Source organism: Streptomyces sp. LHD-70, assembly GCF_031157275.1.
GTDB lineage: Bacteria > Actinomycetota > Actinomycetes > Streptomycetales > Streptomycetaceae > Streptomyces.
In genome coordinates, this window is sequence record NZ_JAVIFW010000022.1 from 117,152 (window position 1) to 130,960 (window position 13,809).

At 71.7% G+C, this 13,809-nt stretch carries 14 protein-coding genes and 2 pseudogenes; 9 read left to right on the forward strand and 7 right to left on the reverse strand.

Annotated elements, in window-relative coordinates; translation table 11 throughout:
- Positions 1-7: 7 nt before the first annotated feature.
- The 3 genes from RCO28_RS32560 to RCO28_RS32570 all read left to right on the forward strand — a co-directional run bounded on the left by RCO28_RS32560 (position 8) and on the right by RCO28_RS32570 (position 2,415).
- On the forward strand, positions 8-202 hold the full coding sequence (locus tag RCO28_RS32560) for an acyl-CoA carboxylase subunit epsilon (protein WP_308944921.1): 195 nt from the start codon (positions 8-10) through the stop codon (positions 200-202).
- A 142-nt stretch (positions 203-344) separates the two neighbouring features.
- Positions 345-2,117 carry a biotin carboxylase N-terminal domain-containing protein gene (locus RCO28_RS32565; RefSeq protein WP_308944938.1) on the forward strand — a complete coding sequence of 591 codons (1,773 nt, stop codon included), beginning with the start codon at positions 345-347 and terminating at the stop codon, positions 2,115-2,117.
- 169 nt (positions 2,118-2,286) lie between these two features.
- A complete protein-coding gene (locus RCO28_RS32570) occupies positions 2,287-2,415 on the forward strand; it encodes an LPFR motif small protein (RefSeq protein ID WP_308944922.1) in 129 nt (42 codons plus the stop codon).
- 83 nt (positions 2,416-2,498) lie between these two features.
- On the opposite strand, the gene RCO28_RS32575 is transcribed toward RCO28_RS32570, so the two are convergent.
- Both RCO28_RS32575 and RCO28_RS32580 read right to left on the reverse strand, forming a co-directional pair.
- Entirely contained in the window at positions 2,499-3,494 is a 996-nt protein-coding gene (locus RCO28_RS32575; protein ID WP_308944923.1) for a hypothetical protein, read from the reverse strand.
- A 142-nt stretch (positions 3,495-3,636) separates the two neighbouring features.
- On the reverse strand, positions 3,637-4,776 hold the full coding sequence (locus RCO28_RS32580) for an NADH:flavin oxidoreductase (RefSeq protein ID WP_308944924.1): 1,140 nt from the start codon (positions 4,774-4,776) through the stop codon (positions 3,637-3,639).
- Between the two features lie 157 nt (positions 4,777-4,933).
- On the opposite strand from RCO28_RS32580, the gene RCO28_RS32585 reads away from it, so the two are divergent.
- Positions 4,934-5,332 (forward strand): MarR family transcriptional regulator, encoded by a 399-nt coding sequence (locus tag RCO28_RS32585; RefSeq protein ID WP_308944939.1) that lies wholly within the window; start codon positions 4,934-4,936, stop codon positions 5,330-5,332.
- Between the two features lie 31 nt (positions 5,333-5,363).
- Positions 5,364-5,519, forward strand: coding sequence for a hypothetical protein (locus RCO28_RS32590; RefSeq protein ID WP_308944925.1), 156 nt, complete (start codon positions 5,364-5,366; stop codon positions 5,517-5,519).
- Here the strand turns inward: RCO28_RS32590 and RCO28_RS32595 are convergent.
- Positions 5,483-6,250: pseudogene (locus RCO28_RS32595) on the reverse strand (MFS transporter); the annotation flags it as partial. The gene RCO28_RS32590 and the pseudogene RCO28_RS32595 sit on opposite strands and share 37 nt — an antisense overlap.
- Before the next feature lie 260 nt (positions 6,251-6,510).
- Entirely contained in the window at positions 6,511-7,410 is a 900-nt protein-coding gene (locus tag RCO28_RS32600; protein ID WP_308944926.1) for an Lrp/AsnC family transcriptional regulator, read from the reverse strand.
- A gap of 162 nt (positions 7,411-7,572) precedes the next feature.
- On the opposite strand from RCO28_RS32600, the gene RCO28_RS32605 reads away from it, so the two are divergent.
- Together RCO28_RS32605 and RCO28_RS32610 are read left to right on the forward strand one after the other, a co-directional pair.
- On the forward strand, positions 7,573-8,577 hold the full coding sequence (locus RCO28_RS32605; protein ID WP_308944927.1) for a C-terminal binding protein: 1,005 nt from the start codon (positions 7,573-7,575) through the stop codon (positions 8,575-8,577).
- The gene (locus RCO28_RS32610; RefSeq protein ID WP_308944928.1) at positions 8,574-9,365 is read left to right on the forward strand and encodes a class II aldolase/adducin family protein; all 792 of its coding nucleotides are present in this window, start codon (positions 8,574-8,576) and stop codon (positions 9,363-9,365) included. Before RCO28_RS32605 ends, RCO28_RS32610 begins: the two co-directional genes overlap by 4 nt.
- A gap of 42 nt (positions 9,366-9,407) precedes the next feature.
- Here the strand turns inward: RCO28_RS32610 and RCO28_RS32615 are convergent, their stop codons facing one another.
- Positions 9,408-9,962, reverse strand: a complete 555-nt coding sequence (locus RCO28_RS32615) for a GTP-binding protein (RefSeq protein ID WP_308944929.1) — start codon at positions 9,960-9,962, stop codon at positions 9,408-9,410.
- Positions 9,963-10,126: 164 nt separating this feature from the next.
- Between RCO28_RS32615 and RCO28_RS32620 the strand changes: the two genes are divergently transcribed.
- Both RCO28_RS32620 and RCO28_RS32625 read left to right on the forward strand, forming a co-directional pair.
- Positions 10,127-11,206, forward strand: coding sequence for a dihydrodipicolinate reductase (locus RCO28_RS32620; protein ID WP_308944930.1), 1,080 nt, complete (start codon positions 10,127-10,129; stop codon positions 11,204-11,206).
- Positions 11,207-11,234: 28 nt separating this feature from the next.
- Entirely contained in the window at positions 11,235-11,714 is a 480-nt protein-coding gene (locus RCO28_RS32625; RefSeq protein ID WP_308944931.1) for a carboxymuconolactone decarboxylase family protein, read from the forward strand.
- Between the two features lie 43 nt (positions 11,715-11,757).
- Here the strand turns inward: RCO28_RS32625 and RCO28_RS32630 are convergent, their stop codons facing one another.
- Together RCO28_RS32630 and RCO28_RS32635 are read right to left on the reverse strand one after the other, a co-directional pair.
- Entirely contained in the window at positions 11,758-13,443 is a 1,686-nt protein-coding gene (locus RCO28_RS32630) for a GMC oxidoreductase (RefSeq protein ID WP_308944932.1), read from the reverse strand.
- Positions 13,444-13,713: 270 nt separating this feature from the next.
- Positions 13,714-13,809: pseudogene (locus RCO28_RS32635) on the reverse strand (IS982 family transposase); the annotation flags it as partial.

Consider the following 13,809-nt stretch of genomic DNA (forward strand, 5'->3'; position numbering starts at 1 on the left):
AGGACCGATGATCAAGGTCGTACGGGGCAACCCGACCCCGGAGGAATTGGCCGCCGTGGTGGCCCTGCTGCGCGCCGTCCACACGGCGGAGCCCGCACCGGCGCCCAGCCGCCCGCGCACGTGGGCCTCGCCTCGACTCCTCCTGCGTACGCCCCAGGGCTACGGCGCCGTCGGCTGGCGCACCTCCGCCCTGCCCCAGTGAACATTCCGATCGGAGCGAGCATGAACGCCCTGCGACAACGCGCAGACATAGGTGCCTGGTCGGCGCCCTCCGGGCCGCGCGTGGTGACGGCCTGTCCCGGCGTCGCCACCGCCATCGTCGAGGACGCAACGGAGTCGGCATGCTGACCAAGGTGCTCATCGCCAACCGTGGCGAAATCGCTGTCCGCGTGGCCCGGGCGTGCCGGGATGCTGGGATCGCGAGTGTGGCCGTCTACGCCGATCCGGACCGGGACGCCCTGCATGTCCGTGCGGCCGATGAGGCGTTCGCCCTGGGCGGTGACACCCCGGCCACCAGTTATCTGGACATGGCCAAGGTGCTGGCCGCGGCGAAGGATTCGGGTGCGGACGCGGTCCACCCCGGGTACGGGTTCCTCTCCGAGAACGCGGAGTTCGCGCAGGCGGTTCTCGACGCGGGCCTGATCTGGATCGGCCCGCCGCCGCACGCGATCCGCGACCTGGGCGACAAGGTCGCCGCCCGGCACATCGCCCAGCGCGCCGGTGCCCCGCTCGTGGCAGGCACGCCGGACCCGGTGAGCGGCGCCGATGAGGTGGTGGCGTTCGCCGAGGAGCACGGTCTGCCGATCGCGATCAAGGCTGCCTTCGGTGGTGGCGGTCGTGGTCTGAAGGTGGCCCGCACGCTGGAGGAGGTGCCGGAGCTGTACGACTCGGCGGTGCGTGAGGCCGTCGCCGCGTTCGGCCGGGGCGAGTGCTTCGTCGAGCGCTACCTGGACAAGCCGCGCCACGTCGAGACGCAGTGCCTGGCCGACAGCCACGGCAACGTCGTCGTCGTCTCGACCCGTGACTGCTCGCTGCAGCGCCGCCACCAGAAGCTGGTCGAGGAGGCCCCGGCGCCGTTCCTGAGCAAGGAGCAGAACGCGGAGCTGTACGCGGCGTCGAAGGCGATCCTGAAGGAGGCCGGGTACGTCGGTGCGGGCACCGTGGAGTTCCTGGTGGGCCTGGACGGCACGATCTCCTTCCTTGAGGTCAACACCCGTCTGCAGGTCGAGCACCCGGTCACCGAGGAGGTCACCGGCATCGACCTCGTGCGGGAGATGTTCCGGATCGCCGACGGCGAGGAGCTCGGCTACGGCGACCCCGAGATCCGCGGCCACAGCTTCGAGTTCCGTATCAACGGCGAGGACCCGGGCCGGGGCTTCCTGCCCGCGCCCGGCACCGTGACCCTGTTCGCCCCGCCGACCGGTCCGGGTGTGCGTCTGGACGCGGGCGTCGAGTCCGGCTCGGTGATCGGCCCGGCCTGGGACTCCCTCCTGGCCAAGCTGATCGTGACCGGCGCGAGCCGCCAGCAGGCGCTGCAGCGCGCGGCGCGTGCGCTCGCGGAGTTCCACGTCGAGGGCATGGCCACCGCGATCCCGTTCCACCGGGCGGTGGTCGTGGATGAGGCGTTCGGGCCCGAACTGGGCGGTTCCACCGAGCCGTTCAAGGTCCACACCCGCTGGATCGAGACCGAGTTCGTCAACGAGATCAAGCCCTTCGCCGCCGGTCCTGCCGAGGCGGAGGAGGACGAGACGGGCCGTGAGACCGTCGTCGTCGAGGTCGGCGGCAAGCGCCTGGAGGTCTCGCTGCCCTCCTCGCTCGGCATGTCGCTGGCGCGTACGGGTCTGGCCGCGGGTGCGAAGCCCAAGCGCCGGGCGGCGAAGAAGTCCGGTCCGGCCGCGTCCGGCGACACCCTGGCGTCCCCGATGCAGGGCACGATCGTCAAGGTCGCCGTGGAGGAGGGCCAGCAGGTCAAGGAGGGCGACCTCGTCGTCGTCCTGGAGGCCATGAAGATGGAACAGCCCCTCAACGCCCACAGGTCCGGCACCGTCAAGGGCCTGACCGCGGAGGTCGGCAACTCCCTCACCTCCGGCGCCGCGATCTGCGAGATCAAGGACTGAACCGGCGGCATTCCGGCTACCCGGGTCCCTATGGGCGTGCGCGGGGTCGGGCCCTCACGGTTTGGCCTCGCCGCCCACGGGGACTCGACAGCGTGACCGACGAGGCGAACCCGCTCACATCGTTCCCGGAACGGGATGTCCGAAGAGTGGGACCCGCAGAGGAGGACCCATGCTGACCGCCATTGCCGATGTGCTCCGGGCCATCGGCGGAGCCATCGCCACCGTCGTCACCCTGCCTTTCCGCGCGCTCGCCCGCCTGTTCGGCGGGGCATCGGACAGCGCCCACGGCAGGCACTGACCGGGCCAGGGGGCCAGGGGGACAGGGGGCCAGCGGGCCAGCGGACCAGGGCCGACGAGTTCGCCCGGTCCACGCCGGAATGTCTACTCACGCAGACGTTCCGCCTCCGCCGCCGCCCGCCGCGCATCCCGCTCGGCCCGGGCGGCGGCGTCGGCCGATGCCTGGGCCCGCTCCTCGGCGTTCCGCTGGGCCCGCTCGGCCCGTTCCAGCGCCTCGCGAGCGGCCTCCAACTGCCGCTCCGCCTCGGACACTTGCTCACGGGCCCGGGTGTGGCGGTCGCGAGCCTGCTCCAGTACGGCGTCCGCGTCCTGCTCGTCGGCGCGCTGCCGCGCAAGGGCCTGATCGGCCTCGGCGGCGGCATCCTCGGCTGCCTTACGGGCGGCCTCGTGCTGCTCCTGCTCCCGGCGCCGGCGCCGCTCGGCGAGTTCGTCCCGCACGGGCGCGGCCCCTGGAGTCGACCGTGCGGACCTCCGAGTCCGCTGCTTCGGCCCCGGCTGCTGCTCCCGCGGCGCGGCAGCGCCCGTCGTGCCCGTAGCGCCGCTCGATGGGAAGTCCGAGGGCGGCGTGAGCGCGCTCTCCAGGCGACCCGCCGCCCACCGGTCCGCCGACTCCTGGTCGGCGAGCACCGCCCGCAGCGTGGATACGACGTCCTGCTGTGCCCCGTCCGACAAGGGGTGGCCGGCCTCCCCGGCGAGCGAGACGGCCTGCCGGGACATGGCCGCGACGACGCTGCTCCGGCGGCCGGACAGCTGCTTGATCTCGTCGGCGTCCAGCGAGCGATACGCCTCGCGCAAGGCCTGGCCGAGGGCCAGGAACCGCTCGCAGTCGGCCGGCTCCGAGCGCAGCAGGAGGTTCGCCGCCCAGCCCGCGAGCGTCGGGCGGCGGGCGGCACGGATCACGCGGGCGTCCTCCGGGCGGCCGTCCGCCTTCGCCGCTGCGGCCAGCTCGCCCCGACGGGCCACGAAGTCGGGCGGCGGGGTCACGTAGAGCTCGTCCAGGAGCTCCTCCACATCCCGCCTTCCGCTCTCCGCCCGGCCTTCTCGCGTCTCCTTGCTCTTGCTGCCGCGCTTGCTCCGCATGCCTCCCACACTCCGTCGAGCCGGAGCATCACGCACCTCGCGGCCCCGCCGCCGCTGCGGCCAGGCCGAGCACGGGCGCGGCCTGGCCGTCCGCCGTCCGGTACGACCAGACCGCCACCAGCGAAACAGCGAAACGTGGGGCCTAGCTCAGCGTCTTCAGCGCAGCGGCGTCGTACGGCCTCAGGTCCTCGGACCGGTCCCCGAGGACCTTCGCCGCCCACTCGGGGTCCTGGAGCAGCGCGCGGCCCACGGCGACCAGGTCGAACTCGTCGCGCTCCAGGCGGTCGAGGAGGTTGTCGATGCCCTGGAGCGGGGCGCCCTGGCCGGCGAACGCGCGGATGAAGTCGCCGTCGAGGCCGACCGAGCCGACGGTGATCGTGGGCTTGCCGGTGAGCTTCTTCGTCCAGCCCGCCAGGTTGAGATCCGAGTCCTCGAACTCCGGCAGCCAGTAGCGGCGGGTGGAGGCATGGAAGGCGTCGACGCCGGCCGCGGCGAGCGGGGCCAGGATCGCCTCCAGCTCCTGGGGGGTCTCGGCGAGCCGGGCGTCGTACGCCTCCTGCTTCCACTGCGAGTAGCGGAAGAGCACCGGGAACTCGGGCGAGACGGCCTCGCGGACCGCGGCCACGATCTCGGCCGCGAACCTGGTACGGGCCACGGCGTCGCCGCCGTAGGCGTCGGTACGGCGGTTCGTGCCCGCCCACAGGAACTGGTCGAGGAGGTAGCCGTGCGCGCCGTGCAGTTCGACGCCGTCGAAGCCGATGCGCTCGGCGTCCGCGGCGGCCGCGGCGAAGGCGCCGATCACGTCGTCCAGGTCCTGCCGCGTCATCGCCTTGCCGCCGCCCTCGGTGCCGTCGACGCGGATGCCGGAGGGGCCGACGGCGGGGGCGTCGGGGTAGGGCGCGTCGCCCTGGTTGCGGACCATGCCGATGTGCCACAGCTGCGGCACGATCGTGCCGCCCGCCGCGTGCACGTCCTCCGCGACCTTCGCCCACCCCGCGAGCTGCTCCTCGCCGTGGAACCGCGGCACCCGGTCGCTCTGCCCGGCCGACTCGTGCCCGACGTACGTCCCCTCGGTGACGATCAGGCCGACACCGGCGGCGGCGCGGCGGGCGTAGTACGACCGGACGTCCTCACCGGGGACGCCGCCCGGGGAGAACATGCGGGTCATCGGCGCCATCACGATGCGGTTCGGGACGGTCAGTCCGTTCAGCGCGACGGGCCGGGACAGGATCTCGGCAGCGCGGGACACGGGAGATGAGGCGGGGGAGGCGGTGACGGTCACGGGGTGCTCCTCGCAGGTACTTGACTACCTTGATACTTGAGAACTTCAGGTAATGGTGACGAGAGGAGACGGTAGATACGAATACTTGAGATCGTCAAGTTTCCTGGGTAGGTTGGCTGCCATGACAGGACCCGCCCGCGTCGACACCGCCCAGCTCATGGAGCTGCTCTCGGTGTCGCTCGGCGTCTACTACGGCGATTTCACGGTCGCGGCGGCGAGCGAGAACCTCACCGCGAGCCAGGGCAAGGCGCTGACCGTGCTGCGCCGCGGCCCCGCCGCGATGCGCGCCCTCGCCACCACGCTGACCTGCGACGCCTCCAACATGACCGGAATCATCGACCGGCTGGAGAAGCGCGGCCTGGTGCGCCGCGAGACGGCCCCGGACGACCGGCGCGTGAAGACCGTCGTCCTCACCGCCGAGGGTGAGCGGGTCACCGACGCCATCCGGTCGAAAATGCACGCCACCCAGGACGGCCTGGGCCGCCTCGACGACCAGGAGCGGGACAGGCTGTACGCCTTGCTGGAACGGGTCTTCGCCGCCCGGACCGACGCCTGATCCCTGCGCGTTCTTGCATGCCGGATGCCGGATGCCGGATGCCGGAAGGGCTGAGGACTTCCCCCTTCCGGCATCCGGCGGCCAGTACGCGCCACCGGCGAGCGACGAGAGCCAGGCGGCGGTGACCGGCGCGAAGCCCGCGAAGATCAGGTTGCAGATCTGGTACGTCAGGGAGATCCCGGTGTAGCGGACGTGCGGGGCGAACCCTTCGGCGAGGATCGCCGCCATCGGCCCGTAGAGCGCGGACATCACGAACCGCATCGCGAGCATCATCGCGTAGATCAGCAGGACGCTGCCGGTCTCCAGGGCCATGAACTGCGGTATCGAGAGCAGCGCGACGCCGGCGAGGCCGCCGACGACCACGTGGTGCGCGCCGATCCTGTCGCCGAGGAGCGAGAGGAACGGGGTGACGACGAGTTCCAGGAACGCCGCGAGCGTCAGGCCGTTGAGCAGCATGGACTCCGACAGATGCTGGTCGCCGGTGCCGTACGCGAGCAGATAGCTGGTCACGACGTAGTAGCCGCCGGTCGCGGTCGCCAGCGAGAAGACTCCGACCATGACCGTCTTCCAGTCCTTGCGCAGCACTTCGGTGACGGGAAGGCCGCTGATCTTGCTCTGGCCCTGCTTCTTGTCCTGCTCGGCGTGGATCTCCTCCATCACCGGCGAGTCCTCCAGCTTGGTGCGGATCACCAGGCCGATCACCACGAGCACGGCGGAGGCGAGGAAGGGCACGCGCCAGCCCCAGGAGTTGAAGGCCTCCTCGCCGAAGAGGTTCATGAGGCTGAACATGCCGGTCGACAGCAAGGCGCCGACGGAGGAGCCGAGTTGGGCGAACGAGCCGAAGAAGGTGGCCTTGCCCTTGGGGGCGTTCTCGACGGCGATGAGTACGGCGCCGCCCCACTCGCCGCCGATCGCGATGCCCTGATCAGGCGGAGCACGATCAGGAGGATCGGCGCGAGCACACCGATCTGGTCGTAGGTGGGGAGCAGGCCGATGGCGAAGGTCGCGAAGGAGGCCATGGTCTTGACGGCCGTCGGCATGTCGGCGGGGAAGAAGACGTCGTTGAACACGATCGCAGCGGCGGTGGCGAAGGCGTAGAAGTCGAATCGCTGGTTTGGTTACGTATCGACTGCCCGCGCTGTGCGGGGTGGACGGCGGGTCCGTGCCGTCACCCGTGGTCAGTCCGTGCGTGGCCCCAAGTCGTAGCGCTCCTTGATCAGTTCGAGGTGGAGCCAGCTCTCCACCGTGCGTACGGCGGGCAGCTCGCGCATGTCCTCGAGCGTGACGCGCACCGCGGCGAACGACTCCGCGGTGATCGTGCCGACCAGCTCGGCGCGGCCCAGGCAGGTCGACAGGAACGTCACGCGTCCGAAGCCGGCGACCCGTTCCGCGACGGCCGCCGCCCCGCCGTCGACCCGCAGGCTGAACCCGCACAAGTACCCCATGCCGAGCACGTCCGGGCGCACCAGAGCCACCACCTTGGCGACCCCGCCGTCAAGCAGGCGCAGGGTGCGTGCGCGGGTCGCGCCCGCCGACAGGCCGACGCGCGCGGCCAGCTCCGCGAAGGCCAGGCGGCCGTCGTCCTCCAGCTCGGCGAGGATCCGCTCGTCCACGGCGTCGAGCGCGCTCACGGTCGGCTCCTCGGTGAGGAGATAGGGGTCCTTCACGTGCCGGGTCGCCACGAGGGCGTCCACCGCGCGCACGCCCGGAAGCGCCCGGATCTGCTCGACGGTCCGGTCGAGCGCACCGAAGCCCGCGGTGCGGAGCTCTGTCATGATCGCGCGCCGGCCGCTGGTCAGCGTCACGAACGGGGCCTCGGGCAGGGCGGCGATCGCGCGGGCCACGGGACCCGCGGGGCCGTCGGTGTCGATGGCCAGGTGCGCGGAGGCCGACAGGCTGCGCACCGCCGGGTGCACGATCGCCACGACCCGAACGGCGCCCGACTCCTGGAGCCGCTGCACGCGCATCCGGGCGGCGGGCCGGGACAGGCCCACGCGCTGCGCGAGCGTCTCGTACGTGAGGCGGCCGTCGGACTGCAGCTCGCGCACGATGCCCAGGTCGGTCTCGTCGAGATCCACGTGCTGTTCCCCTCCGTGGTTCGTTCGGTTCGGCCCGGCCGTGGACCGGCCGGGTGCCCGCTCATTGTCGGTCACCCGCAGGGCGACCGTCTCGTTCGGCCTGGACAAGTGTGGCAGTCGAAACGTAAGTTCCTATCCCGTAAGTCGAACAAATCATTTCTGATGACCCTGGAGGATGGTGTGCCGCGACCCGTCGTCGTGATCACCGACACCGAGGAGCTGGACCCCGAACCGGGTGTCCGGCTCCTCACCGATGCCGGCTGGGAGGTGCGGGTCGCCGGCAGCCGGGACCCGGCGGCGATCGCCGCGGCCGCGCAGGACGCGGACGCGCTCATCGTCGGCTACGCGCGCGTCGACGCCGCCCTCCTCGACCGGCTGCCCAAGGTGCGCATGCTCGCCACCATGTCCGCCGGGCACGACATGATCGACACCGCCGAGGCGGCCCGCCGCGGCCTGTGGGTGGCCAACCTGCCGGACTCGGCCACCGAGGACGTCGCCGTGCACGCCCTCGCCCAGGCACTCGCGCTCATCCGCCGCCTGCCGCAGGCCGACGCGCTGGTCCGGGGCGGCGGCTGGAGCGAGGACTTCGCCGAACTCCCGCGCCGCGCGAGCGAGTTGAGCCTTGGCCTGGTCGGCTTCGGCCGCATCGCCCGTACTTTGGCCCGGATCGCCGCACCCCTCTTCGGCCGCGTCCTGGCCTACGACCCGCACGCCACCGACGGGACCGCGGGCGTCGAGCACGTCGACCTGCCCACGCTGATCGCCGAGGCCGACGTCCTCTCCCTGCACACGCCCTCCACCCCGCAGACCAAGGGCATGGTGAACGGCCCGCTGCTCGCTCGTATGCGACCCGGCAGCATCCTCGTGAACGTCTCCCGAGGCGACCTCATCGACCCCGGCGCCCTGCTCGCAGCCCTCGACAGCGGCCACCTCGCCGGCGCCGCCCTCGATGTCTTCCCCACCGAACCGCCCGCCGCCGACGACCGGTTGCGCAGCCATCCGCGCCTGCTGCTCTCCCCGCACAGCGCCTTCCTCACGGACGCCTCACTGCGCGCCTACGCCACCGAACCCGCGCGCAACGTCATCGCCTGGTGGACCACCGGACGCCCGCACACCCCGGTCGTGACCCCCGACGCCACGGCCACCGCACAAGGAGCCCTCGCGTGACCGAGACCCTCACCGCCCCGCTCGACGCCGACGCCGCAGCCGCCGAGGAACTGCGCCTGCGCCGCGAACTCGCCGCCGTCTACCGGCTCGTCGCGCACTTCCGCATGACCGACCTGATCTTCACGCACATCTCGCAGCGGCTGCCGGGCCCGGACAACCACTTCCTGATCAACCCGTACGGGCTGCTCTTCGAGGAGATCACCGCCTCGAACCTGGTCAAGATCGACCTGGACGGCAACCCCGTCGAGCCGACGCCCCACCCGGTCAACCCGGCCGGATTCGTGATCCACAGCGCGATCCACAAGGCGCGTACCGATGCCCACTGCGTACTGCACACGCACACCAAGGCGGGCTGTGCCGTCGCCGCGCAACAGGGCGGCCTGCTGCCCGTGAACCAGATGTCCATGGAGTTCCACAACCGGGTCGGATACCACGACTACGAGGGCGTCGCCCTCAACCTGGACGAGCAGCAGCGCCTCGTCGCCGACCTCGGTGGCCACCCCGCGCTCATCCTGCGCAACCACGGCCTGCTGACGGTCGGCGACAGCGCCAAGCAGGCGTTCCTGCGCATGTACTACCTGGAGAAGGCCTGCGAGATCCAGGTCACCGCCCAGGCCGGAGGAACCCCGCTGATCATCCCCTCGGACCAGGTGGCGGAGTACACCGCCCGGCAACTCACCGGGGAGGGCGAGGCGAGCTCCGACTTCGAGGACCACGACGCGTACGACCTCGCCTGGGCGGCGCTGCTGCGTCTTGTGGAGCGGATCGCGCCCGAGTACACGGACTGAACCGCCCTGCGGCTGCTCGACCGGACCGGCCGCCCGCGGGTGTCAGCCGAAGTGGCCGTCAAGGGCCTCCGCCAGACGCACGAGATCGCGGCGGCCCTTCCGGGACCTGCCGTGGTGCATCGCCTGCAGGGCGGAGCCCTGCACCACCGGGCAGCGGTCGCCGGGGTACTCCATCTCGTCGAGCAGCTCGCGGACCTCCAGCTCGACCATCATCTCGATGTCCGGGTCGTCGACCAGCTCGCGCATACCGAGGAACACGGCGATCCGTGCCACACCCGCCGCCCGCGCCGCCGCCAGGTACTCCCGGGTCTCGGGCAACGGACCGTCCTGCGCGGATACGACGAGGAGCACACCGCTCAACTGCCCGGCGCCGACGGCGAGTCGGGACCGGAAGTCGTCGGGGTCGAGGCAGTCGTGCAGCTGGTACGGGCCGCGTGCGGTGACGAACTGCCCGAGCGGCTGCGGCGGTTGGCGGTACTCCTGGGGCAGTACCTCGCTCAACGCCCGGACCAGGGTGCTCTTGCCGTGCCCCCGGGAGCCCACGACCGCCGCCCGCCTCTCCGGTCCCGTACCGCCCCTGCGGCGCCCACCCCACATGTCTGCCCCTTCGACTGCCGTCAACTGCCGGGTCAGGCTACGGGTCCGCCCGGCGCGGGGCAGTCGGCGGGGTCGGACCGTCCGCACGCACCCGGTGGGAAAGCCTCCCCGTGAACGTGCGCACGCCTCTGGGAACCTCGGCCCCGCGCCGCTACCCTCCGCGCATGATTGCGACGGTGGTGTGGGGAACCGGCAACGTCGGACGCGCCGCGATCCGGGCCGTGGCCGCGCATCCGGGGCTCGACCTCGCGGCGGTGCTCGTGCACGACCCGGGCAAGGCGGGGCGGGACGCCGGTGAACTCGGCGACGTGGGACGGCGGCTCGGGGTCGCCGCCACCACCGATGTGGACGCGGTACTCGCGGCCCGGCCGCGCGCCGTGGTGTACGCCGCCTCCGGCGATCTGCGCCCGGACGAGGCGCTCGCCGACGTGGTGCGGGCGGTGCGGTCCGGGGCGGTCGTCGTGACCCCGGCCCTGTACCCGCTGTACGACTGGCGCGGGGCGCCGCCCGAGTTCCGGGACCCGGTGCTCGCGGCGGTCGCCGAGGGCGGCGGCTCACTGTTCGCCTCGGGCGTGGACCCGGGCTGGGGCAACGACGTGCTGCCGCTGCTCATGAGCGGGCTCGGCACGACCGTCGACGCGGTGCGCTGCCAGGAGGTCTTCGACTACTCGACGTACGACCAGGAGGAGTCGGTGCGGCACCTGGTCGGCATGGGGCACCCCATGGAGTACGCGCCGCTGATGCTGGCCCCCGGCGTACCGACGATGGTGTGGGGCGGGCAGCTGCGGCTGCTCGCGCGGGCGCTCGGCGTCCAACTCGACGAGATCCGCGAGACGTTGGAGCGCCGCCCGCTCGACACGACGGTCACGACCCGCACGATGGGCGAATTCGCCGCCGGCACGCAGGGCGCGGTGCGGTTCGAGGTGCAGGGGGTGGTCGACGGCGAGCCGCTGCTCGTCATCGAGCACGTCACCCGTATCCACGCCGACTGCGCGCCGGACTGGCCCACGGTGCCGGGCGGCGGGGACGGCGCGCACCGCGTGATCGTGGAGGGCCGGCCCCGGATCGAGGTGACGGTGGAGGCGAGCGACGAGGGCGAGAACCGCTCGGCGGGCGGCAACGCCACCGCGGTGGGCCGGCTCGTGAACGCCGTGGACTGGCTGGTGGAGGCCGAGCCGGGACTGTACGACGCCCTGGACGTCCCGCTGCGTCCCGCGGCGGGCCGGATCGGAAGGAAGCAGTGATGCGGATCGACATCCCCGAGGTGCAGCGATGAGGATCGACATCCCCGAGGGCAAGGAACCCATCTCCTACGTCTGGGGCGAGATGGTGCCCGGCATCGGCACCGCCGCCGCGGACTTCTCGCTCGCGGTGTACGCCCACACCACGCTCGGGCTGCGCGAGTTCGAGGCCGCCCGGCTGCGGGTGGCGCAGGTGAACGGCTGCCTGTTCTGCCTGGACTGGCGCACGGACCGGGACGGCGAGAAGGTCGAGGAGGGCTTCCTCGACGCGGTCACCGAGTGGCGCACCACGGACGCCTTCGACGCCCGCACCCGGCTCGCGGCCGAGTACGCGGAGCGGTACGCGCTCGATCACCACGGCCTGGACGAGGAGTTCTGGTCCCGGATGACGGCGCACTACAGCCAGGCGGAGATCGTGGAGTTGAGCATGTGCGTCGGCTCGTGGCTGGCGTTCGGGCGGCTCAACCACGTGCTCGGCATCGACGCGGTGTGCGTACTGCCGGGCCACTGAGGGGAGTTGGCGGCCCGGCAGGCATCGCGCCGGGGAGGTCGGGTCAGCGATGCAGATCGGCCGCGATGATCCGCTCGATGTTGCGCTCGGCGAGCGCCGTGATCGTGACGAACGGGTTGACGGTGGCGCAGCCGGGGATCAGCGCCCCGTCGATGACGTACAGGCCCGCGTGCCCGTGCAGACGGCCGTAGTGGTCGGTGGCCTTGTCGAGGACGGCGCCGCCGAGCGGGTGGTACGTGAGGTGGTCGCCCCAGACCTTGTTCGCGCCGAACAGGTCGGTGCGGTAGATCGTGCCCTCCTTGGCGTTGATCTTGTCGAAGATGGTCTTCGCCGCGTCGATGGAGGTCTGCTTCCAGGACCGCTGCCAGTCGAGGTCCACGCGGTTCGCGGCGGCGTTCCAGGAGAACGCGGCGCGGTGCGGGGTGCGGGTGATGGAGAGATAGAACGAGGCGTACGTCTCGATGCCCGTGGGCAGCGGCGCGACCTCGGCGAACGCGCCGCCCGCCGACCAGTTGTCGATGCCCGCCGTGGGCATGGCCGACTGGAGCTTCCCGGTCGCGTCCCACATGTGGTTGGCGCGGCCGCACATGACGTTGCCGTTGTCGCCCCAGCCTCTGCCGGTCTCGGAGTTGAGCCGCGGCAGCGCCCCGGTGGCCTTGAGGCGGGTGAGGAGTTTGCTGGTGCCGACGCTGCCTGCGGCGAAGAACACCCGGGCCGCGGTGACGGTCTTGGTCGCGGCGACCGTGCCGGTGGTGGTGAGCCGGTCGAGGGTGACGGTGTAGCCGCCGCCGTCGGCGGGGCGGACGTCGGTGACGCGGTGCAGCGGTGAGACGGTGACGCGCCCGGTGGCCTCGGCGCGGGCGAGGTAGGTCTTGCGCAGGGTCTTCTTGCCGTGGTTGTTGCCGTACAGCACCTCGCCGGCGAGCGCGGACTTCGGCACGGCGCCGGTGGCCTCCTGTTTCATGTACGCCCAGTCGTAGACGTTGGGCACGAACACGAAGGGGAAGCCGGAGCGCTGTGCGTGCTTGCGGCCCACGCGCGCGTACTGGTAGCAGTCCGTGGACTCCCACCAGTCGGGGTCGACGTCGGCGACGCCCAACCCGGCGTTGGCGCGCGGGTAGTAGACGCCGTACATCTCGTCCGCGTCCACGGTCGGCAGCACGGACGGGAAGTGCTCGCGGCGCGGCGTGACGGCCATGCCCCCGTTGACGAGGGAGCCGCCGCCGACGCCCCGGCCCTGGTAGACGGTGATCCCGGCGAAGTCCTCGGCGTCCAGGATGCCGGTGTGCAGGGGGACGTCCTTGTCGAGGGGGAAGCCGAGGAAGCTGCTCAGCGGCTGCTTGGTGCGGGTGCGCAGCCAGAACGAGCGGTAGTCCGGCTTGGTGGTGTTGGCGAAGATGTTGCCGTCGGGCCCTGGGGTGTCCCAGGACTGGCCCATCTCGGCCATGTGCACGTCGATCCCGGCCTCGGCGAGCCGCAGCGCGGCGACGGAACCGCCGTATCCGGTGCCGACGACGAGCACCGGCACGGCGGCGCCGTCCGGGAGGCCGCGGGGTGCGGCGGGCCGCGGTTCGGCGGCGAGGGCCCGGCCGCCCAGCGGGCCACCGAGCACGGCGCCGGTACCTAAGGCCGCGGCGCCCAGAAGGGAACCTGTTCCTGTGAGGAATCTTCGTCGGGAGACATCAGGGGCGTCCTGATGTGCCTGTGCAGGCAGGACAGTTGCAGTCATGTGAGGTGCCTCACTTTCGTGGGGGTTGAAACGAGTTATTACTGCTGCCCGCTCGACAAGTCACGGCACATGAATGCGTAACTTTCCGTGATTCAGGGCGAGTTGGCGCATCATGCCCGGATTTGATCATGCCTGCGCCGCGTACGGCCCCGTTCCGCACCGAACCCGTGAACGGGCGAACGTGCGTGCAGGATCTGGTCGTAGGGCCTGGGTGCAGGGCCTGGGTGCAGGGCCCGGGCGTGGGGTTCTAGATGTGTGAGTCCGAAGTTCTCAGTGGTCGTAGGCGATCAGGGATCGTTTGATTGCGGCTCCGGTGGTCCAGTTGTGCCAGATGGCGGTGGCGAGGGCGAGGAGGCGTTGGCCGGT